The 19,863-nt window shown below is 71.4% G+C and carries 17 protein-coding genes; 13 read left to right on the top strand and 4 right to left on the bottom strand.

Features of this window, described 5'->3' with window-relative positions:
- The first annotated feature begins 164 nt into the window (after positions 1-164).
- The gene (locus J7E97_RS25155; protein WP_215031499.1) at positions 165-929 is read left to right on the top strand and encodes an RNA polymerase sigma factor; all 765 of its coding nucleotides are present in this window, start codon (positions 165-167) and stop codon (positions 927-929) included.
- The gene (locus tag J7E97_RS25150) at positions 929-2,044 is read left to right on the top strand and encodes a hypothetical protein (RefSeq protein WP_215031461.1); all 1,116 of its coding nucleotides are present in this window, start codon (positions 929-931) and stop codon (positions 2,042-2,044) included. The genes J7E97_RS25155 and J7E97_RS25150 overlap by 1 nt, the downstream gene beginning before the upstream one ends.
- A gap of 320 nt (positions 2,045-2,364) precedes the next feature.
- Here the strand turns inward: J7E97_RS25150 and J7E97_RS25145 are convergent, their stop codons facing one another.
- Positions 2,365-3,249, bottom strand: a complete 885-nt coding sequence (locus J7E97_RS25145) for a L,D-transpeptidase family protein (RefSeq protein WP_215031458.1) — start codon at positions 3,247-3,249, stop codon at positions 2,365-2,367.
- 157 nt (positions 3,250-3,406) lie between these two features.
- Here J7E97_RS25145 and J7E97_RS25140 point away from each other — a divergent pair, with 157 nt between their 5' ends.
- From J7E97_RS25140 to J7E97_RS25095, 10 genes are all read left to right on the top strand, one after another.
- Positions 3,407-5,005 carry a methylmalonyl-CoA mutase family protein gene (locus J7E97_RS25140; protein ID WP_215031455.1) on the top strand — a complete coding sequence of 533 codons (1,599 nt, stop codon included), beginning with the start codon at positions 3,407-3,409 and terminating at the stop codon, positions 5,003-5,005.
- Positions 5,006-5,160: 155 nt separating this feature from the next.
- Positions 5,161-5,835: a leucine efflux protein LeuE gene (gene leuE / locus J7E97_RS25135; protein ID WP_215031452.1), complete on the top strand. Its 675-nt coding sequence runs from the start codon at positions 5,161-5,163 to the stop codon at positions 5,833-5,835.
- Positions 5,836-6,034: 199 nt separating this feature from the next.
- Positions 6,035-7,294, top strand: coding sequence for an amidohydrolase (locus tag J7E97_RS25130; protein ID WP_215031497.1), 1,260 nt, complete (start codon positions 6,035-6,037; stop codon positions 7,292-7,294).
- Positions 7,295-7,544: 250 nt separating this feature from the next.
- Complete coding sequence (locus tag J7E97_RS25125; protein WP_215031449.1) at positions 7,545-8,591, top strand: BMP family protein; 1,047 nt, start codon at positions 7,545-7,547, stop codon at positions 8,589-8,591.
- A 225-nt stretch (positions 8,592-8,816) separates the two neighbouring features.
- Positions 8,817-10,433 (top strand): ABC transporter ATP-binding protein, encoded by a 1,617-nt coding sequence (locus J7E97_RS25120; protein WP_215031495.1) that lies wholly within the window; start codon positions 8,817-8,819, stop codon positions 10,431-10,433.
- Positions 10,430-11,545 carry an ABC transporter permease gene (locus tag J7E97_RS25115; RefSeq protein WP_215031446.1) on the top strand — a complete coding sequence of 372 codons (1,116 nt, stop codon included), beginning with the start codon at positions 10,430-10,432 and terminating at the stop codon, positions 11,543-11,545. The genes J7E97_RS25120 and J7E97_RS25115 overlap by 4 nt, the downstream gene beginning before the upstream one ends.
- Positions 11,542-12,807, top strand: coding sequence for an ABC transporter permease (locus tag J7E97_RS25110; RefSeq protein ID WP_215031443.1), 1,266 nt, complete (start codon positions 11,542-11,544; stop codon positions 12,805-12,807). Before J7E97_RS25115 ends, J7E97_RS25110 begins: the two co-directional genes overlap by 4 nt.
- Positions 12,804-13,196 carry a cytidine deaminase gene (locus J7E97_RS25105; RefSeq protein ID WP_215031440.1) on the top strand — a complete coding sequence of 131 codons (393 nt, stop codon included), beginning with the start codon at positions 12,804-12,806 and terminating at the stop codon, positions 13,194-13,196. The genes J7E97_RS25110 and J7E97_RS25105 overlap by 4 nt, the downstream gene beginning before the upstream one ends.
- Before the next feature lie 124 nt (positions 13,197-13,320).
- On the top strand, positions 13,321-14,598 hold the full coding sequence (locus J7E97_RS25100) for a thymidine phosphorylase (RefSeq protein WP_215031437.1): 1,278 nt from the start codon (positions 13,321-13,323) through the stop codon (positions 14,596-14,598).
- Positions 14,599-14,711: 113 nt separating this feature from the next.
- Complete coding sequence (locus tag J7E97_RS25095) at positions 14,712-15,047, top strand: STAS domain-containing protein (RefSeq protein ID WP_308346793.1); 336 nt, start codon at positions 14,712-14,714, stop codon at positions 15,045-15,047.
- Here the strand turns inward: J7E97_RS25095 and J7E97_RS25090 are convergent.
- Entirely contained in the window at positions 14,934-15,944 is a 1,011-nt protein-coding gene (locus J7E97_RS25090; RefSeq protein ID WP_215031430.1) for a sigma-70 family RNA polymerase sigma factor, read from the bottom strand. The two genes, J7E97_RS25095 and J7E97_RS25090, sit on opposite strands and share 114 nt — an antisense overlap.
- A 247-nt stretch (positions 15,945-16,191) precedes the next feature.
- On the bottom strand, positions 16,192-17,481 hold the full coding sequence (locus tag J7E97_RS25085; protein WP_215031427.1) for an MFS transporter: 1,290 nt from the start codon (positions 17,479-17,481) through the stop codon (positions 16,192-16,194).
- Positions 17,482-17,580: 99 nt separating this feature from the next.
- Between J7E97_RS25085 and J7E97_RS25080 the strand changes: the two genes are divergently transcribed.
- The gene (locus J7E97_RS25080) at positions 17,581-18,519 is read left to right on the top strand and encodes a LysR family transcriptional regulator (protein WP_215031424.1); all 939 of its coding nucleotides are present in this window, start codon (positions 17,581-17,583) and stop codon (positions 18,517-18,519) included.
- Here J7E97_RS25080 and J7E97_RS25075 read toward each other — a convergent pair.
- Positions 18,491-19,594 (bottom strand): helix-turn-helix transcriptional regulator, encoded by a 1,104-nt coding sequence (locus J7E97_RS25075; RefSeq protein ID WP_251055101.1) that lies wholly within the window; start codon positions 19,592-19,594, stop codon positions 18,491-18,493. The two genes, J7E97_RS25080 and J7E97_RS25075, sit on opposite strands and share 29 nt — an antisense overlap.
- Positions 19,595-19,863 lie beyond the last annotated feature (269 nt).

The raw sequence follows: 19,863 nt of genomic DNA, 5'->3' as shown, positions 1-19,863 counted from the left end.
TGCGACAAGCCCGTACCCCTGTCAGCGCCTCGGGTGCGTTTTGTGTCACACCTCGCTCCGCGCAGGATTGGTTGCTCGTTGTACAGCTCGTGGACGAAGGTGCGGGAAAGCCGTAACGTGCTGATTTGCGCCAGACGTACAGGACAGTGAACGGGTTGGGGACTTTGCTGGGGGACGACGCGGAGCTGACCACCGCGGTGCTCGCGGCACAAGACGGTGACGAAGACGCGTTCCGTACTGTGTACCGCGCCGTGCACCCGCGCCTGCTCGGATACGTCCGCACGCTCGTCGGAGACGGCGACGCCGAGGACGTCACCTCCGAGGCCTGGCTGCAGATCGCCCGCGACCTCGACTCCTTCACCGGCGACGCCGACCGCTTCCGCGGCTGGGCCGCCCGCATCGCCCGCAACCGCGCCCTCGATCACATACGCATGCGCGGCCGCCGCCCCGCCGTGGGCGGCGACGAGACCGAGCTGACGGGCCACGCCGCGGACTCCGACACCGCGGGCGAGGCCCTGGAGTCCCTCTCCACCGGCCGCACGATGGCGCTCATAGCCCAGCTCCCGCAGGACCAGGCCGAAGCCGTCGTCCTGCGCGTCGTGGTCGGCCTCGACGCCAAGACCGCGGCCGAGACACTGGGCAAGCGCCCCGGCGCCGTACGCACCGCCGCGCACCGCGGCCTGAAGAAGCTGGCCGAGCTGCTCGGTCAGGAAGGCGGCTTCGAGCCGGACTCCGACATCGGCTCCGGACCGGACCGCATCCTCGGCGATAATGGCGACAGTGGTGGCCACGTTGCACGTGACCAGGCACGGGACGGCGGGGGCGGGAGGGATCTCGACGCCGTACCGGCCCAGCGCGACCGCAGTGGGGGACTCGTAGAACAAACCGGTGTGACGCATTCACGTTGGCGGACGCAGAAGGACATGTGATGGCCGACGAGCGCGACAGGTGGCTGGACAAGGCCGCGGCGGACAGATTGCTGCGCGGAGAACCGGCCCCACCCGGCGCCGAACAGCGTGCCCGCGCCCAGGCCGAGCGGCTGCGCGCGGCCCTCGACGCACTCGCCGAACCCTCGTTGTCGGGTGCCGGAGAACTGCCCGGAGAGGCCGCCGCACTGGCCGCCTTCCGCGCTGCCCGCGGTACGGCGCCCCGGGAAGGGGCTCCGGCCGCCGAGGAGTTCGGCTCCGGCGAAACGGTGGTGGACCTCAGCCCGCTCCGCGGGATCGGCGCGGGCGGTCCGAGCCCGGAGCGCGGTCGGATCCGGAGCCGGAACCAGGGCCGGAACCAGGGCCAGGGACACGGGCAGGACCATGGAGCCGGCCCGCGGCGCGGACGTCCGGTGCGCTTCGTCCTCGCGGCGGCCGTGGCGAGCGTCGCCGTGGGCGGCCTGGCGGCCGCGGCCGGCGCCGGACTGCTCGACGGGGACACCCGCGACGGCGCGGCGCACGCCCCGGCCGTCTCGGTGACCACCGGATCCTCCTCGGGCGCCTCGGGCGGCGACGATCCGATGCTGATCCCGCAGCCGAGGCTCGCCACGCCGCGCGGCGGCGAGAGCCGGGGAACCGCCACGGATCCCGGGAACACCCCGGGCGCGGAGGGCGGTACACCGGCCGGATCCGGCGGGGACGGCGCCTCGGGCACGGGCGGCGGAGCGACGACGGGCCCCTCGGCCAACGGTTCCACCCCGGACCGGGGCGGCGAGGACCGCTTCCTCGAAGGCGGCACCGACGGCAGCGGCGACGGAGTCTTCAATGACCGTGAAGGCCGGACCCGCGCGGTCGAACTGTGCCGGGACTTCCAGGCCGGAAAGCTCGACAGCGAGCGGCGCGAGAAGCTCGTGCGCCTGGCCAAGGGGCTGTTGTCGATCCCGCGCTACTGCAAGTCGGTCCTCGACGGGACCACCACCGGCGCCGACGGCCGCTCCGGGTCGACGTCCGCGTCCGGCGCCGAGGGCCCGGTAAAGGCCCCGTCGCCGACTCCGGCCAAGCCGGACGGCGGGGAGCAGGGCGCGGACGGTTCGCTGGGGCTGCGCTCGCGCCCCTGAGGATGCTCCGGGCTTCCGCGGCGCCGCCGGGTCCTTGACCCGAGCCGGGCCCGCCCCGGCGGCGGAACCCGCCCCGGTCCGGCCGCTGAGCGACCGTAGGACCGGGTACCGGACAGTGTCCGGAAATACCTCCCGCACCGGCTGTAACACTTTTGGACCGGGTGGCGCAGTACCTAACGAGCCGACTGGTCATCGGCCGCGCATGAGCCGGGGTTCCCCCCGTACCCCTGGGCTCTGCGCGAATGGCGCGGGCGGGATTCGTTCCCCCGATCCCGCCCGCGCCCCCAACGTCAGACCGGATCCCCGGCCCGCGGCCGGACTCACCAGTAGACGACGACCTTGTCGCCGGCCTGGACCGCGCCGAAGAGCGCCGACAGCTTGCCCTTGTCCCGGACGTTCACGCAGCCGTGCGAGGCGCCGGCGTAGCCGCGGGCGGCGAAGTCCGCCGAGTAGTGCACGGCCTGGCCGCCGCTGAAGAACATCGCGTACGGCATGGGCGTGTGGTAGATCGTCGACACCCAGTCCTTCTCCTTGCGGTCCACCTTGAAGACGCCCTCGCGGGTCGGAGTGTTCTCCGAGCCGAAGCGGACGTCCATGGTGGAGACGATCTTGCCGTCGATCATCCAGGCGAGGGTGCGGCTCTCCTTGCTGATGCACATGACCCGGCCCGTCATACAGCGCGGGTCGGGGGCGTCGGCCTCGTTGACGGTCGGCGGACGCAGCTCGTCGGCGGTCGGCTTCTTCGTGGAGCTCTGGATCTTCTTCCAGGTGGGCGCGTCCACCCCACCCGTGGCGGTCAGCTTGTTCTTCGACTGGAAGGACTTGACCGCGGCGGTCGTCTTCGACCCGTAGAAGCCGGTCGGCGCGACCGACATCAGCTTGAGCTGGCGCAGCCGGGCCTGCAGCTCGCGCACCTGGTCGCTGTCGTCCCCGTTCGCCATGATCTGCTTCACGGTCGGCGAGGGCGAGGCGGAAGCCGAGGGAGAGGCCGACTTGGAAGGCGAGGCGGAAGGAGACGGCGAGGCGTCTGCGGGCTTGCCGTCGGAGGACGGTGAGATCTCGGGAGAGGCGACCGCCGTGGGCGACGCGGGCGCGGACGAGGAGGAGCCCGCGGACTCCGCCTTCTGCGGACCGCATGCGGTCGCGGCGAGTGCGACGGCGGTGGCCAGACCAAGAGTGCGGATTATGACCTTTTGGCGGTGCATTGCATTCCCCCGATTTCTACGACGTGTATCTAGGTGATGCTTGACGGGCGTGGACAGTTGCAGAGATCGCCGCGATGTTGCGCCATTGTGACCAGCGGCTGTCGCGGGGACGGTTCTACCAGCCCCGGACCCCTCGGAGCTACGGAGGACGGGTCATATGGACGGGCACACACCACGCGTGCGCACCGAGAGCGGAATCCCGATCGAGCCGGTCTACGGGCCGGACGATCTGGCCGGCTGGGACCCCGCGACCGAACTGGGCGAACCGGGGGCGTACCCGTACACGCGGGGCGTCTACCCGACGATGTACACCGGACGGCCCTGGACGATGCGCCAGTACGCCGGATTCGGTGACGCCGCCGAATCCAACGCCCGCTACCGGCAGCTCATCGCGAGCGGGGCCGCCGGCCTGTCCGTGGCCTTCGACCTGCCGACCCAGATGGGCCACGACTCCGACGCCCCGCTCGCGCACGGGGAAGTCGGGAAGGTCGGCGTCGCGATCGACTCGGTCGAGGACATGCGGGCGCTGTTCGACGGGATCCCGCTCGACCGGGTGTCCACGTCGATGACGATCAACGCCCCGGCCGCGCTGCTGCTCCTGCTCTACCAGCTGGTCGCCGAGGAGCAGGGGATCGAGGCCGCCGCGCTGACCGGCACGGTCCAGAACGACGTGCTCAAGGAGTACATCGCCCGGGGGACGTACATCTTCCCGCCCGGACCGTCCCTCAGATTGACGGCCGACACCTTCCGTTACTGCCGGGCCGAGATCCCCAAGTGGAACACCATCTCCATCTCCGGCTACCACATGGCCGAGGCCGGGGCCTCGCCCGCGCAGGAGATCGCCTTCACGCTCGCCGATGCGATCGCCTACGTCCGTACCGCGCTGGCCGCCGGGATGGAGGTCGACGAGTTCGCGCCCCGCCTGTCCTTCTTCTTCGTCGCCCGCACCACCCTCCTGGAGGAGGTCGCGAAGTTCCGGGCGGCCCGGCGGATCTGGGCCCGCGTCATGAGCGAGGACTTCGGGGCCCGGGACCCGAAGTCCCTGATGCTGCGCTTCCACACGCAGACCGCCGGAGTGCAGCTGACGGCCCAGCAGCCGGAGCTGAACCTCGTACGGGTGGCCGTGCAGGGGCTCGCCGCCGTGCTGGGCGGCACCCAGTCGCTCCACACCAACTCCTTCGACGAGGCGATCGCCCTGCCGACGGAGAAATCGGCCCGCCTCGCCCTGCGGACACAGCAGGTGCTGGCGTACGAGACGGACGTGCCGCACACCGTCGACCCCTTCGCGGGCTCGTACGCGGTGGAGCGCATGACGGACGACGTGGAAGCGGCGGCGCTCGCCCTGATGCGACGGGTCGAGGACATGGGCGGAGCGGTGGCCGCGATCGAGGCGGGCTTCCAGAAGGGGGAGATCGAGCGGAACGCGTACCGGATCGCGCGGGAGACCGAGACCGGCGAGCGGGTGGTCGTCGGCGTCAACCGCTTCGCGCTCGCCGAGGAGGAGCCGTACGAGCCGCTGCGCGTGGACCCGGCCATCGAGGGCCGGCAGCGGGCGGCGCTGGCCGCGCTGCGGGCGGGGCGCGACGGGACGGCCGTGGCGGGGGCGCTGGCGGCGGTACGCGAGGCGGCGGCGGGGACGGAGAACGTGCTCTACCCGATCCGGGAGGCGCTGCGGGCGCGGGCCACGGTGGGGGAGGTGTGCGGGGTGCTGCGGGAGGTGTGGGGGACGTACGTACCGGCTGATGCCACCTGGTGACGGGGGGTGACCTGCGGTGATCATCCCCGGGCGCCGGCTCGGGCCGGGATCGTGTCTGCCTCGTGCCCGCCTCGTGCCCGCCTCGGATCCCGCTCCTGTCCGCCTCGTGAAACTCGCTGGCGCGACAGGTGCGTCCTCATGCGACACTCCTGCGCATGCTGGGTGTCACAGATCTTCCGACGTATCTCGCCGGCCTCGTGCTGATCATTCTCCTGCCGGGCCCGAACTCGCTCTACGTGCTCTCCGTCGCCGCGCGCGGCGGGGTCCGTGAGGGGTACAAGGCCGCCTGCGGCGTGTTCAGCGGGGACGCCCTGCTGATGACCCTGGCGGCGGTCGGCGCCGGGGCCCTGCTCCAGACCAGTCCGATGCTCTTCGGGATCGTCAAGCTGCTCGGCGCCGGCTACCTGACCTGGCTCGCCATCGGCATGCTGCGCGGCGCGTGGACGATGTGGCGCGCACGGCGCGAGCGGGCGCAGACCGCGGGCCGGGCGGCGGCCGAGGCCGTCGCCCCCGCGGCGGCCGGGACCGGCGAGGCGGAGCGGCCCTACCGGCGGGCCCTGCTGATCAGCGTCTTCAATCCGAAGGCCATCCTCTTCCTGATGTCCTTCTTCGTGCAGTTCGTGGACCCGCACTACGCCTACCCGGCCCTGTCCTTCCTGCTGCTGGGCGGCCTGCTGCAGTTCGGCAGCTTCCTGTACCTGACCACCCTGATATTCGGCGGGACCCGCCTGGCGGCCGCCTTCCGCAGCCGCAAGCGGCTGTCCGCCGGGGCCAGCTCGGCGGCGGGCGTACTGTTCCTGGGCTTCGCCGCCAAGCTCGCCGTCAGCTAGCCGGGGCTCCTGTGCCGCGGGTCCGCAGTCTTCCTGCTCAGGCGGCTCCGGCGGCCGGATGAGCGCGCGAGTTTACCCCCGCGCACATCCGGTCATGCGCCCAGAGGCCGGGTTTCCTTCCCCTAACGGCATGAACTTTTGCTGATCCACAGCCAGTTGGGGCACGGGTGCGCCTACCCTTCAACGGGTGAACCAGTTGATGTCCCGCGAGTCCCAGACCGCCCTGCCCGGCCCGCTCGACCGGCCCGAGCTGCCCGGCAAGCTTCCGGACCACCTGCGTGCCGAACTGATCGCCTTCCGCCGGGACTTGCACATGCATCCCGAGCTAGGACACCACGAGTTCCGTACCACGGCGGCGATCAAGGCCCGGCTGGAGAAAGCCGGCCTGCGCCCGAGGGTGCTGAAGTCGGGCACCGGCCTCATCTGTGACGTGGGGACCTGGGACGGGGTCCGGCCCATGCTGGCCCTGCGCGCGGACATCGACGCCCTGCCCATCCCGGATGCCAAGACGCACGTCTCGTACCGCTCGACCGTCCCGGACCGCGCCCACGCCTGTGGCCACGACGTGCACACCGCCGTCGTCCTCGGCGCCGGCCTGGTCCTCGCCGAGCTCGACCGCCAAGGCGCGCTGCCCCGGCCGGTGCGGCTGCTCTTCCAGCCCGCCGAGGAGGTGCTGCCCGGGGGCGCCACCGAGGCCATCGAGTCCGGGGTGCTGGACGGCGTCGGCAAGATCATCGCGCTGCACTGCGACCCCCGGGTCGACGCCGGACGGATCGGCCTGCGCAGCGGGCCCATCACCTCGGCCTGCGACCGGCTGGAGGTGACCCTCGCGGGGCCCGGCGGGCACACCGCCCGTCCGCACCTGACCACCGACCTGGTGACGGCGGCCGCCCGGCTCGCCATCGACCTGCCGGCCGTACTGGCCCGGCGGATGGACGCCCGCTCGGGCATGTCGGTCACCTGGGGCCGGATCGAGGCCGGGCACGCCTGCAACGTCATCCCGATGCACGCGGAACTGTCCGGGACCGTGCGGTGCCTGGACCTGAACGCCTGGCACGAGGCCCCCGACCAGATCCACGCGGCCATCGACGAGATCGCGTCGATGCACCGGGCCAAGTCGGAGATCACCTACGTGCGCGGGGTGCCCCCGGTCGTCAACGACCCGGTGGTCACCGAACTGCTGCGCGAGGCGATGATCGCGCGGTGCGGTGCCGCGTCGGTCGAGGACACCGAGCAGAGCCTGGGCGGCGAGGACTTCTCCTGGTACCTGGAGCACGTGCCCGGGGCCATGGCCCGGCTGGGAGTCCGTACGCCCGGGGACACCGCCAAGCGGGACCTGCACCGGGGCGACTTCGACGTGGACGAGGCGGCGATCGGGGTCGGCGTGGAGTTCTTCACGGCCGCCGTGCTGCTGGACGGGCGGCAGCTCGAAGCGCGCCGCGCCGGGCCGGCCGGCTGAGCTTCCCGGCCCGGCCCGGCCGCCCGTTGGCCGAAACCCATACAGCACGCGGGGCGGCCGGCCGGGCGCGTCCAGCCCTTGGTACGCAAGGGCAGGGCGCGTCGGAAGTGACCGATCGGTCACTGTCTGGTTCACGACGATCCGGTAACGACTCATGAACGGGCCTTTAACTGACATCTACGCGCGTTACGATCGCCGCGAAACCAGCGCCGGTCGTGGCGCTTCGGTCAGGTTTTGAAGGAGCCTTCCCTTGCGCCGGATCACCAGGATCGCCACCGTGGGCATCGCGTCCGCCGCGCTGGCCCTCTCGGCCACCGCCTGTGGCGGTAAGAAGTCCTCGGACACCTCCTCCTCCGAGGAGAAGTCCGCCGCAATCGCGTACGACATCGGTGGCCGCGGCGACCAGTCGTTCAACGACGCCGCCTACGAGGGTCTGGCCAAGGCCGAGAAGGACCTGCAGATCAAGGGCGCCCAGGCGGAGCCCACCGACGGCGAGGGCGAGGCCGACAAGGTCCAGCGCCTCACCGAGCTGGCCCGCAAGGGCAACAACCCGGTCATCGGCGTCGGCTTCGCCTACGCGCCGGCCATCAAGAAGGTCGCCGAGAAGTTCCCGGACACCACGTTCGGCATCATCGACGACACCTCGGTGACCGCGAAGAACATCGCCAACCTCGTCTTCAGCGAGGAGCAGGGCTCCTACCTGGCCGGCGTCGCCGCCGCCAAGGCGTCCAAGACCGGCACGGTCGGCTTCATCGGCGGTGTCGAGGTCCCGCTGATCAAGAAGTTCGAGGCGGGCTTCGCCCAGGGCGTCAAGGACACCAACCCGAACGCCAAGGTGCTCACCCAGTACCTGACCCAGCCGCCGAACTTCGACGGTTTCGCCAAGCCCGACCTGGGCAAGGCCGCCGCCGAGGGCCAGCTCGACAAGGGCGCCGACGTGATCTACGCGGCCGCCGGTCTCGCCGGTTCCGGTGCCATCGAGGCCACCGCCGCCAAGGGCAAGTGGGCCATCGGCGTCGACTCGGACCAGTACAACCAGGCCGGTCTGGCGAAGTACAAGAACAGCATCCTGACCTCGGTCACCAAGGACGTCGCAGACTCGGTCTACAACCTGATCAAGTCGGTCAAGGACGGCAAGCCCGAGTCCGGTGAGGTCCGCTACGGCCTCGACAAGGACGGCGTCGGCCTGGCCGACTCCAACCCCGAGTACAAGAAGATGACGGACGTCATCGCCGCGGTGGACAAGGCCAAGGCCGACATCATCGCCAAGAAGATCGAGGTCAAGACCGCACCGTAAGGTGCCGTCCGACACGCGGTCAGCGTGACTCCGGGGTCCGGGAAGCGGTCTCTACGCTCCCGGGCCCCGATACGTGTCACGTGGTTTCATGTGATCTTGTGGCCGGTTGGCCGCGAGTTTTCACTTCCGACAGTGCTACGCGCGTAGAAGCATCGTGGACGCGATACTTTCTCTCCCCGCCCTGTCCCCCTGCCTCCGCTCCTTCCGCGCCAAGGAGAGTGCGTCATCAACGCGTCCAGCCCGCCCCCCGCCGTAGAACTGCACGGCATCACCAAGCGCTTCCCCGGCGTCGTCGCCAACAAGGACATCGCGATCACCGTCCGCAAGGGCACGGTCCACGCCCTCGTCGGTGAGAACGGCGCCGGCAAGTCGACCCTGATGAAGATCCTCTACGGCATGCAGAAGCCGGACGAGGGCACCATCGCGATCGACGGGGAGCAGGTCTCCTTCCACAGCCCCGCGGACGCCATCGCCCGCGGCATCGGCATGGTGCACCAGCACTTCATGCTCGCCGACAACCTCACCGTGCTGGAGAACGTGGTTCTCGGCGGCGAGAAGCTCTACGGCATCGGCGCGAAGGCCCGCAGGAAGATCAAGGAGATCTCGGACGCGTACGGCCTCGGCGTGCGCCCCGACGCCCTGGTCGAAGACCTCGGTGTCGCCGACCGGCAGCGCGTGGAGATCCTCAAGGTCCTCTACCGCGGAGCCAACATCCTCATCCTCGACGAGCCGACCGCCGTGCTCGTACCGCAGGAAGTGGACGCGCTCTTCGGCAACCTGCGCGAGCTCAAGGCCGAAGGCCTCACCGTCATCTTCATCTCGCACAAGCTGGGCGAGGTCCTGAAGGTCGCCGACGACATCACCGTCATCCGGCGGGGCACCACCGTCGGCACCGCCGACCCGCGCACCACCACGACCAAGCAGCTCGCCGAGCTGATGGTCGGCTCCGAGCTGCCGTCGCCCGAGACCCGCGAGTCCACGGTGACCACCACCCCGATGCTCCGGGTCGAGGATCTGCGGCTGGCCGCGACCGACCCGGACGGTGTGGTCCGCGAGGTGCTCGCGAGCATCGACTTCACCATTCACAAGGGTGAGGTCCTCGGCATCGCGGGCGTCGAGGGCAACGGGCAGACCGAGCTCATCGAGACCCTGATGGGCATGAGCATCCCGGACGGCGGCACCATCACGCTGGACGGCACCGACATCTCCACCATCCCGACGCGTGGGCGCCGCGTGGCCGGCATCGGGTACATCCCCGAGGACCGCCACCGCCACGGTCTGCTGCTGGAGTCCTCCCTCTGGGAGAACCGCATCCTCGGCCACGTCACCGAGGCCCCCAACTCCAAGCGCGGCATCCTCGACCCGAAGGCCGCCCGCAAGGACACCGAGCGGATCGTGCGCGAGTACGACGTCCGCACGCCCGGCATCGAGGTCACCGCGGCCTCGCTCTCCGGCGGCAACCAGCAGAAGCTGATCGTCGGCCGCGAGATGAGCCACCACCCGAAGTTCCTCATCGCGGCGCACCCCACCCGCGGTGTGGACGTCGGCGCGCAGGCGCAGATCTGGGACGCGATCCGCGAGGCCCGCCGCGAAGGCCTGGCGGTCCTGCTGATCTCCGCCGACCTGGACGAGCTGATCGGCCTGTCCGACACCCTGCGCGTGATCTACCGCGGCCGCCTGGTCGCGGACGCCGACCCCGCGACCGTGACCCCCGAGGAACTCGGCACCGCCATGACGGGCGCCGCCTCCGGGCACCTCGAAGCGCCCACGGAAGCCACCGACAACCGCTCCGACGCCGGCACGGACGCCCGTACCGACTCCCCGGAGGACGAGGCCCGATGAAGAAACTCGACAAGGACCGGCTGCTCCTCGGCTTCGCCGGACCCGCGCTCGCGCTGGTCACCGCCTTCGCGCTGACCATGGTCGTGCTGGGCGCGACGGGCGTCGACCCGATCGAACCCCTGCGCCTGATGGTGGAGAACGCCGGTTACGAGGACGTCCAGGTCCTCATCGTGAACCAGGCGGGCACTTACTACCTGGCGGCCCTGGCCGTGGCCATCGGCTTCCGGATGAACCTCTTCAACATCGGCGTCGACGGCCAGTACCGCCTCGCCGCGATGATCTCCGCCGTGGTCGGCACGGCCGTGGCCCTGCCCGGTCCGCTGCACATCCTGCTGATCGTGGTCGTCGCCATGCTGACCGGTGCCTTCTGGGCCGGCATCGCGGGTGTCCTGAAGGCCAAGCGCGGTGTCAGCGAGGTCGTCTCCACGATCATGCTGAACGCCATCGCGACCAGCCTGATCGCCTGGCTGATCCTGCCGAAGAACCTCGGCGTCCAGCCGGCGGGCTCGAACGACCTGACCACGGGCGAGATCGCCTCGTCCGGCTGGTTCCCGGCCCTCTCGCTCGGGAGCGGCCTGGAGATCTACGGCTTCACCTTCATCGCCTTCGCGCTGGGCGTCGTCTACTGGTTCGGGCTGAACCGGACCCGCTTCGGCTTCGACCTGCGCGCCACCGGCGCCAGCGAGTCCGCCGCGCAGGCCTCCGGTGTGGACGCCAAGAAGATGATCGTCACCTCGATGCTGATCTCGGGCGCCGTCGCCGGCCTCTCCGGCATGCCGCAGCTGCTGGGCGAGACCCACACGTACAACCTGTCCTTCCCGGTCGGCGTCGGCTTCACCGGCATCACCATCGCGCTGCTCGGACGCAACAGCCCGGTCGGCATCTTCTTCGCCGCGTTCCTGATGGCGTTCATCGACAAGGCCTCGGCCTCCCTCGACCAGGCCGGGTACGCCAAGGAAATCGGCACGATCATGAAGGGCCTGATCGTGATCGCGGTCGTCGTGTCCTACGAGCTCGTCCGCCGCTACGGGATCCGGCGCCAGCAGCAGAAGGTCGGCGAGGAACTCGCCGCCGGCGGCGCCATCAAGACCGACAAGGAGGTCGCGGCGTGAGCACCAGTACCGTTTCCGCGACGAGCGCCGCCCCCAAGAAGCAGGGCGGCCGCAAGAAGCTCACCCTGCCCTGGATCATGCTGATCGTCGCGGGCGGGCTCGCGCTGATCTCGCTGGTCCGCGTGATCAGCGGCGCCGACGACCTGACCTCGGTCGGCCAGGTCTCCGGCGCGCTCTCCCTCGCCGTGCCGATCGGCCTCGCCGGCCTCGGCGGCCTGTGGGCCGAGCGCGCGGGCGTCGTCAACATCGGCCTCGAGGGCATGATGATCCTCGGCACCTGGTTCGGCGCCTGGGCCGGCTACCAGTGGGGCCCGTGGACCGGCGTCATGGCCGGCCTGATCGGCGGCGCCATCGGCGGCCTGCTGCACGCGATCATCACGGTCACCTTCAACGTCAACCACATCGTCTCCGGTGTGGCCATCAACATCCTGGCGCTGGGCTTCACCCAGTACCTCTCGAACTTCACCTTCGCCGAGGCCGCGGGCGGCTCCTCCAAGCAGTCCCCGCGCGTCGATCCGATCTACAAGATCACGGTGCCAGGGCTGTCGGACTGGATGGCGACCCTCCAGGGCAAGCACTGGTTCTTCGTCTCGGACCTCGCGGGCGTCATCGGCGGCCTGGTCACCGGCCTCTCGCTGCTCACCGTCCTCGCGCTGCTGCTGATCCCCGGCACCTGGTGGGTGCTGTGGCGCACCACCTTCGGCCTGCGGCTGCGCTCCTGCGGCGAGAACCCCGTCGCCGCCGAATCGCTCGGCGTCAACGTCTACAAGTACAAGTACATCGCCGTGATCGTCTCGGGCGCCCTGGCGGGCCTGGGCGGCGTGTTCCTCTCGATCGTGGCCAGCCCGATCTACCAGGAGGGCCAGACCGGCGGCCGCGGCTACATCGGCCTCGCCGCGATGATCTTCGGCAACTGGATGCCGGGCGGCATGGCGCTGGGCGCCGGCCTCTTCGGCTTCACCGACAGCCTCAAGCTGCGCGGTGGCGCCGAGAACGTCCACGCGATGCTGCTGCTCCTCGCGATCCTGCTCGTCCTGGTCGTCGTCTGGCAGGTTTACAAGAAGAAGTACCTCCAGGCCGGCGTCTCGGCGCTCTTCGCCGTGCTGCTGTTCCTCTGGTACGTGACCACGGACGCGGTGCCCAGCCAGTTCGTGGACGCCGCCCCGTACCTGACGACCCTGCTGGTGCTCGCGCTGTCCGCGCAGCGCCTGCGGATGCCCAAGGCGGACGGCATGCCGTACCGCAAGGGACAGGGCAAGTGAGCACCGCTCCCGACTGGGAGGCCCTGCGCAAGGCCGCGCGGGACGCCATGTCCCGCGCGTACGCCCCGTACTCGGGCTTCCCGGTCGGTGTCGCGGCGCTGGTCGACGACGGCCGCACCGTGGTCGGCTGCAACGTCGAGAACGCGAGCTACGGGCTCGGCCTGTGCGCCGAATGCGGTCTGGTCTCCGCCCTCCAGGCCACGGGCGGCGGCCGGCTGACGCACTTCACGTGCGTGGACGGCAAGGGCGAGATCCTCGTCCCCTGCGGCCGCTGCCGGCAGCTGCTGTTCGAGTTCGGCGGCGCCGAACTCCAGGTGGAAACGCCGGAGGGCATCCTGCCCCTCTCCGCGATGCTGCCCCAGGCCTTCGGGCCGGACCACTTGAGATAACCGTGCCGACGGCCCTCCGCCCCTGCCGGGCGGGGGGCCGCCGTCCTTCCCCAAGCGGTCAACCCCGTCAACCGGTCAACCCGTCATCCCTCCTCTCTCTATGCGCGTAGAAGGAAGCACTTCCATGGACGTCATCTCCGTCATCCGCACCAAGCGGGACCGCGGCGAACTGAGCCCCGAGCAGATCGACTGGGTCATCGACGCGTACACGCGCGGCGTGGTCGCCGACGAGCAGATGTCGGCACTGGCGATGGCCATCCTGCTGAACGGCATGAACCGGGCCGAGATCGCCCGCTGGACCGCCGCGATGATCGCGAGCGGCGAGCGGATGAACTTCGACTCCCTCTCCCGCCCGACCGCCGACAAGCACTCCACCGGCGGCGTCGGCGACAAGATCACGCTGCCGCTCGCCCCGCTCGTCGCCGCCTGCGGCGCGGCCGTCCCGCAGCTCTCGGGCCGCGGCCTCGGCCACACCGGTGGCACGCTGGACAAGCTGGAGTCCATCCCCGGCTGGCGCGCACTGCTCTCCAACGAGGAGATGCTGCACGTCCTGGACACCACCGGCGCCGTGATCTGCGCCGCGGGCGACGGGCTGGCCCCGGCAGACAAGAAGCTCTACGCGCTGCGCGACGTCACCGGCACCGTCGAGGCCATCCCGCTGATCGCCTCCTCGATCATGTCGAAGAAGATCGCCGAGGGCACCGGCTCGCTCGTCCTGGACGTCAAGGTCGGCACCGGCGCGTTCATGAAGAACATCGAGGACGCGCGCGAACTGGCGCGGACCATGGTGGGCCTGGGCACCGACTCCGGCGTCAAGACGGTCGCCCTGCTCACCGACATGTCGACCCCGCTCGGCCTCACCGCCGGCAACGCGCTGGAGATCCGCGAGTCGGTGGAGGTGCTGGCGGGCGGCGGCCCCTCGGACGTGGTCGAGCTGACCCTGGCCCTGGCCCGGGAGATGCTGGACGCGGCGGGCATCAAGGACGCCGACCCGGCGAAGGCACTGGCCGACGGCTCCGCGATGGACGTCTGGCGCCGGATGATCGCGGCGCAGGGCGGCGACCCGGACGCGGCCCTGCCGGTCGCGCGCGAGCAGCACGTGGTCACGGCCCCCTCCTCGGGCGTGCTGACCCGGCTGGACGCGTACGGGGTGGGCGTCGGCGCCTGGCGCCTGGGCGCCGGCCGCGCGCGCAAGGAGGACCCGGTCCAGGCGGGCGCGGGCATCGAGATGCACGCCAAGCCGGGCGACACGGTGGTCGCCGGCCAGCCGCTGATGACCCTGCACACCGACACGCCGGAGAAGTTCGAGTACGCCCTGGCGTCCCTGGACGGCACCTTCGACATCGCCGCGGCGGGCACGGCCTTCACCGCCACGCCGATCGTCCTGGACCGCATCGCGTAGTCCCGCACGCTCACTCGTACGGCTGAACGGGACCGGTGGACGCCCACCGGTCCCGTTCGTCGTGCCGATCCCCGGCGCCGATGATTTCCGGGCGCCGGGGGAGTCACCCCCTCGTGACGATCACGCGACTCGTACTGCCCGGCCCCGGACCCGCCGCCTGCGACGTGGCCTCGCTGTGCGCTCGCTTGGAGCTGCTCTACGCGGCCGGGGCGGGCGCGGTGCTCTGCGACGCGGGGGCCGTCACCGCACCCGGCCTCGGCACCGTCGAGGTACTGGCCCGGCTGCGGCTCACCGCGGGGGACCGGCCCTTCCGGGTCACCGGGGCCGCGCCCGCCCTACGCGCCCTGCTGGACCTCGTAGGACTCGTCGAGCTGCTCGGGGAGGCCGAAGAGCGGGAACCACCGGGCGGTGTCCAGGAAGGCGTTGAGCCCGACGATCTTCCCGTCTGAGACCTCCAGCACCTGGAGCGCCCACGGGGTCCAGCCGGGCCGCCCGTCCTCGCGCGGCCGGTACTGGCCGAAGGCCGGCATGCCGTTCGCCGTGGTCGGGAGCAGGCGCGAGCCCTTGCAGCCGATGCCCTGGTTGAGGTGCCAGGCGGCGATGTCCTCGTGGCCGCGCAGCCACAGGTCGAACGGCGGCATCGACAGCACCGCGTCCTCGTGCAGGAGGGCGGTCAGGCGGGTCATGTCGTACGCCTCGAAGGCCGCGAGGTACTGCTCCAGCAGCTTCGCCTGGTCGCCGTCCAGCGGGTCCGCGGCGTCGCTCTCGCGGATCCGGGTGGAGGCGAGCGTGGCACGGGCCCGCTGAAGGGCGCTGTTCACCGACGCGACGGTGGTCTCCAGCAGCGTCGCGACCTCGTCGGCCTTCCAGGCGAGCACCTCGCGCAGGATGAGCACCGCCCGCTGCTTGGCCGGCAGGTGCTGGAGGGCCGCGACGAAGGCGAGCCGCACGGACTCCTTGGCCAGGGCCATCTCCGCCGGATCGGCGGTCTGCGGCAGCACCCGCCCGTCCGGGACCGGCTCCAGCCAGGTCACCTCCGGCCGCTCGTTGAGGACGGCGGAGGCCTGGTGCTGCGGGGCGCTCAGGTCCATGGGGCGGGCCCGCTTGTTGCCCGCGCTCAGCAGGTCCAGGCAGACGTTCGTGGCGATCCGGTACAGCCAGGACCGCAGCGAGGAGCGGCCCTCGAACTTCCCGAAGCTGCGCCAGGCACGGACGTACGTGTCCTGCACGGCGTCCTCGGCGTCGAAGGAGGATCCGAGCATGCGGTAGCAGTAGCCGGTGAGCTCGACGCGGTACCGGTCCAGCGCGGCGTCCAGCTCGGGCGTGAGGTCGGCGGTTTCCGTCATGTCCCTTGATCCCCCAGCTAGTTCCCGATACGTCGGAAACTACCCGAGCCCACTGACAACCGCAGCCCGGCACGCGGCGGGACACGCGGCGCCGGATCGTTTCCCTACAGCCGCCACCGGGCCCACACCCGCCCGTCCGCGTCCGGCACCACGCCGGTGAGCCTCTTCTTCTGTCGCACGGGGCGCTTGGTCGAACCCTCGGGCGCGGAAGCGTCGGGGCCCGCCGCCCGCCGCCCGCCGTGACGCGTCAGCGGGCCGGCAGTGCCGCCGCGTGGGCCGTGCGGGCCGCGTGGGAGCCGTACAGGGTGATCGAGACGACTCCGGCGACCGCCAGCAGTGCGATGGTGACCGTGGCCGCCCAGCCCGCCGAGTGGTAGGCGAGGGCGCCGAGCGTGCCGCCGGCGCTGGAGCCCATGTAGTACGCCGACTGGTAGAGCGCCGAAGCCTGCGCGCGGCCCGTCTTCGCCGTGTGGCTCACCGCCGCCGAGGCCACCGCGTGGCCCGCGAAGAAGCCCGCCGTGATCAGGACCAGGCCCAGCAGGATCGAGCCGATCGACTCCGCGAGGGACAGGAACAGGCCCAGGGCCGTCGTGGTCACCGCGAGGTACAGCGCTCCGCGCCGGCCCGTACGGGCGACCAGCTGTCCGGCGGCCGCGGAGGAGACCGTACCGACCAGGTAGACGAGGAAGACCGAGCCGACGACGCCCTGGCCGAGGGAGAACTCGTCGACCAGGCGGTATCCGATGACGGTGTACACCGCCCCGAACACGGTCATGAACAGCGCGCCGATCCCGTACAGCCGCAGCAGCAGCGGATCGCGCAGGTGCCCGGCGACGGTACGTCCCACCGCGCGCGGGTTCAGCGACGCCGCCCGGAAGAACCGGGCCCGGGGGAGGAGGACCAGGAACGCCGCCGCGCAGGCCAGCGACATCAGGCCGACGCTCAGCAGCCCGCCGCGCCAGCCCCAGGCCTGCGCCGCCCAGCCGGTGACGATGCGGCCGCTCATGCCGCCGATGGAGTTGCCCGCGACGAACAGACCGATCGCGGCGACCAATGCCTTCGGCTTGACCTCTTCCGCGAGGTACGCCATCGCGGAGGCCGGGATCCCGGCGATCGCCGCGCCCTGGACGGCGCGCAGCGCGATCAGCCACTCCAGGCTCGGCGCGAAGGGGACGAGGAGGCCGACGCCCACGGCCACCGCCATCGACCAGGTCATCATCCGGGTCCGGCCGAACCGCTCGGACAGCGCGCTGAGCGGCAGGACGAACAGGGCGAGCGCGCCGGTGGCGGCCGAGACCGTCCAGCTGGCCTGACCCGCCGTCACGCCGAAACCGTCGGAGATCGCGGGCAGCAGCGCCTGGGTGGAGTAGAGGAGGGCGAAGGTGGCCAGTCCGGCGGCGAACAGCGCGAGGCTCATGCGGCGGTAGCCGGGGCGGCCGGGCGCGTGCGCTTCGGGGACGGACGGCTTGGGCGCGGCAGGGGACGACGGGGTGGAGGCACCCACGGTGGTGGGTGCCCCGGTATGAGCGGGAGGCATGTGTACGACGGTAGGGCCGCGCTTTTCATGCGTCCAATGCACAGAATCGCGATAATCAATCCATCCGTGCATCAGTACAGGTCAGATGGGTGCCTATCGATGAGCCGTTACGAAGAAGACATGGTGGTGACACACGCGCTGGCCCCTCGCCTCGCGCAGTTCGTCGCCGTCGCCCGGCACGAGCACGTCACCCGCGCCGCGCACGAGCTGGGTGTTCCCCAGTCCACCCTGTCGCGGGCCATGGTCCGCCTCGAACAGGACCTGGGCGTCACGCTGTTCGCCCGCAAGGGCCGCACGGTCGCCCTCACCACCGCCGGCCGGACCTTCCTCGCCTCCGCCGAGCGCTCGCTGGCCGAGATCGCCCGCGCCGCCGGTTCCGTACAGCAGGACGCTGACCCGTCGTTCGGGAAGGTCGCCTTCGGCTTCCTGCACACCCTGGGCCCCGAGACCGTACCGGGTCTGATCAGGGCCTTCCGGGCCGACCACCCGGGGGTACGGTTCTCCCTGGTCCAGAACTACGGCGAGGCGATGCTGGAGAAGCTGCGGGCAGGCGAGCTCGACCTCTGCCTGACCTCCCCGCTGCCCGACGCCCCGGACCTGGTGGCCCGCCGGCTCGATGAGCAGCGGCTGCGCCTGGTGGTCCCCGACGACCACCGGCTCGCCGGCCGCAAGCGGATCCGCCTCGCGGAGGCCTCGGAGGAAACCTTCGTCACCCTGGAGGCCGGCTACGGCCTGCGCCGCATCACCGACGACCTGTGCGCGGAGGCCGGGTTCACGCCCCGGGTCGCCTTCGAGGGGGAGGAGGCCGAGACCCTGCGCGGGCTGGTCGCCGCCGGGCTCGGCGTGGCGCTGCTGCCGCCGCCCGCCGTGGCCCGGCCGGGGGTCGTCGAGCTGACGGTCACGGCTCCGCGCGCGGTCCGCGAGATCGGGGTGGCCTGGCTCGACGGGCATCCGGACACGCCGCCGGTGGCGGAGTTCAAGCGGTTCCTGCTGTCCCGTCGGGGCCGGCTCATTCCGGAGCTTCAGCCGGGCGCGTGAGCGGGGCCCCGGCCGCCGCCGACAGCAAGAACCCGGCCTGGAAGCGGGACTTGGCGCCCACCGCGCGCATGATCTCGGCGATGTGGCGCTGGCAGGTCCGCTCGGACATGCCGAGCCGCCGCGCGATGATCTTGTCTTCCATCCCCTCCGCCAGCAGCCGCACGATGGTCTGGCGGAGATCCTCGGAGATGGAGCGGGCCCGGTCCGGGCCGATGGTGGTGGTGAACGGGTCCGCCTCGGCCCAGGAACGCTCGAAGGCCTGCACCATGAAACGGACGACGCTCGGATCGCGCACCAGCAGCGCCGCCTGCTCGTCGTCGTGCACCTCCATCAGCCCGGTGTGCCGGTCGACCAGGATCATCCGCATCAGCCCGTCGCCGACGGTACGGACCTGCGAGCCGAGGGCGGTCACCCGCTCGACGTACGCGGCCGTCGCATGGGAGTAGCGGGCGGTGTGCTGGTAGATCGTGCGCAGCCGCACGCCACGGGCCAGCAGCTGCTCGTCTCGCAGGACCGCCTCCGCGAGGATCGCCGGCGGGCGGCCGCCGCCCGGGTGGCAGGTCAGCATCTCGCACTCGGCCGACGCGGCGAACCCGCGGAGCAGGTCCTCCAGTACGCCCCGGTCGGTGATCACTTCCAGGCTCTCGACCCCGTCGCGGTCGCGCTGCGCGGAGGCGGCCTCGTACTGCGGGACGAGCGCCTCCAGCCGGGCGCGCAGGCGGTCCATCTCGTCGTGGGTCTCGCGCACCCGCAGGGCCAGCGGGGCCAGCGTCCGGGCGGTGGCGGCCCGCGGGGACACGGCGCTCCAGTGCTGGGGCGGGGGAACTTCGGCGGGGCCGTCCGCGGGTCCGTCGGTCGTGCCGTCGACCGTGTCGTCGGCCGCGCTGTCGGCCGTGCCGTTCGGGCGGGGCTGGAGCAGGTGCGCCGCCGCGAGCTCGGCGATGGCCACGGCCACGGCGGCCGGGTCGCCCAGCACCTGCGCGGCCTCCACCTCGGAGAAGGCGTGCCGCTCGGCCGCGTACCCGTACAGGCGTCGGGCAACGGGGCTCAGTGGGTCCGTTCCATCCGCTGGCATATGCATATTCGTCCCGGCCTGTCCCGATCCGTAAACCCCTCGTGTTCCCGCAAGGCACCAAAACGATGCCCTTCGATCGTCGCGAGCATATGCCGAACCGGCACAGTGGTGACACGGCGTTCTCGGGGGAGGGCGCGGGCGTCCCGAGTCCGCGCTTCGCCGTCATGGCGCCACGCCCGTCGTGCGGGTGTGCTGCCTCTGGTGGTCGCGCCGGAGCCGCCGTGCCATCCGGCCGTGAGGGGACGGTACGGCGGGTACGGACGGCCCCG

The sequence above is a fragment of the Streptomyces sp. ISL-66 genome (assembly GCF_018614135.1).
GTDB lineage: Bacteria > Actinomycetota > Actinomycetes > Streptomycetales > Streptomycetaceae > Streptomyces.
This window is presented reverse-complemented; position numbering and strand designations above follow the sequence as displayed.

Excerpts from the sequence above, each read along its gene's own strand:
- J7E97_RS25150 (WP_215031461.1), top strand. The coding sequence starts at position 929 with ATGGCCGACGAGCGCGACAGGTGGCTGGACAAGGCCGCGGCGGACAGA.
- J7E97_RS25145 (WP_215031458.1), bottom strand. The coding sequence starts at position 3,249 with ATGCACCGCCAAAAGGTCATAATCCGCACTCTTGGTCTGGCCACCGCC.
- J7E97_RS25140 (WP_215031455.1), top strand. The coding sequence starts at position 3,407 with ATGGACGGGCACACACCACGCGTGCGCACCGAGAGCGGAATCCCGATC.
- leuE (WP_215031452.1), top strand. The coding sequence starts at position 5,161 with ATGCTGGGTGTCACAGATCTTCCGACGTATCTCGCCGGCCTCGTGCTG.
- J7E97_RS25130 (WP_215031497.1), top strand. The coding sequence starts at position 6,035 with ATGTCCCGCGAGTCCCAGACCGCCCTGCCCGGCCCGCTCGACCGGCCC.
- J7E97_RS25115 (WP_215031446.1), top strand. The coding sequence starts at position 10,430 with ATGAAGAAACTCGACAAGGACCGGCTGCTCCTCGGCTTCGCCGGACCC.
- J7E97_RS25100 (WP_215031437.1), top strand. The coding sequence starts at position 13,321 with ATGGACGTCATCTCCGTCATCCGCACCAAGCGGGACCGCGGCGAACTG.
- J7E97_RS25090 (WP_215031430.1), bottom strand. The coding sequence starts at position 15,944 with ATGACGGAAACCGCCGACCTCACGCCCGAGCTGGACGCCGCGCTGGAC.
- J7E97_RS25085 (WP_215031427.1), bottom strand. The coding sequence starts at position 17,481 with ATGCCTCCCGCTCATACCGGGGCACCCACCACCGTGGGTGCCTCCACC.
- J7E97_RS25080 (WP_215031424.1), top strand. The coding sequence starts at position 17,581 with ATGAGCCGTTACGAAGAAGACATGGTGGTGACACACGCGCTGGCCCCT.
- J7E97_RS25075 (WP_251055101.1), bottom strand. The coding sequence starts at position 19,594 with ATGCCAGCGGATGGAACGGACCCACTGAGCCCCGTTGCCCGACGCCTG.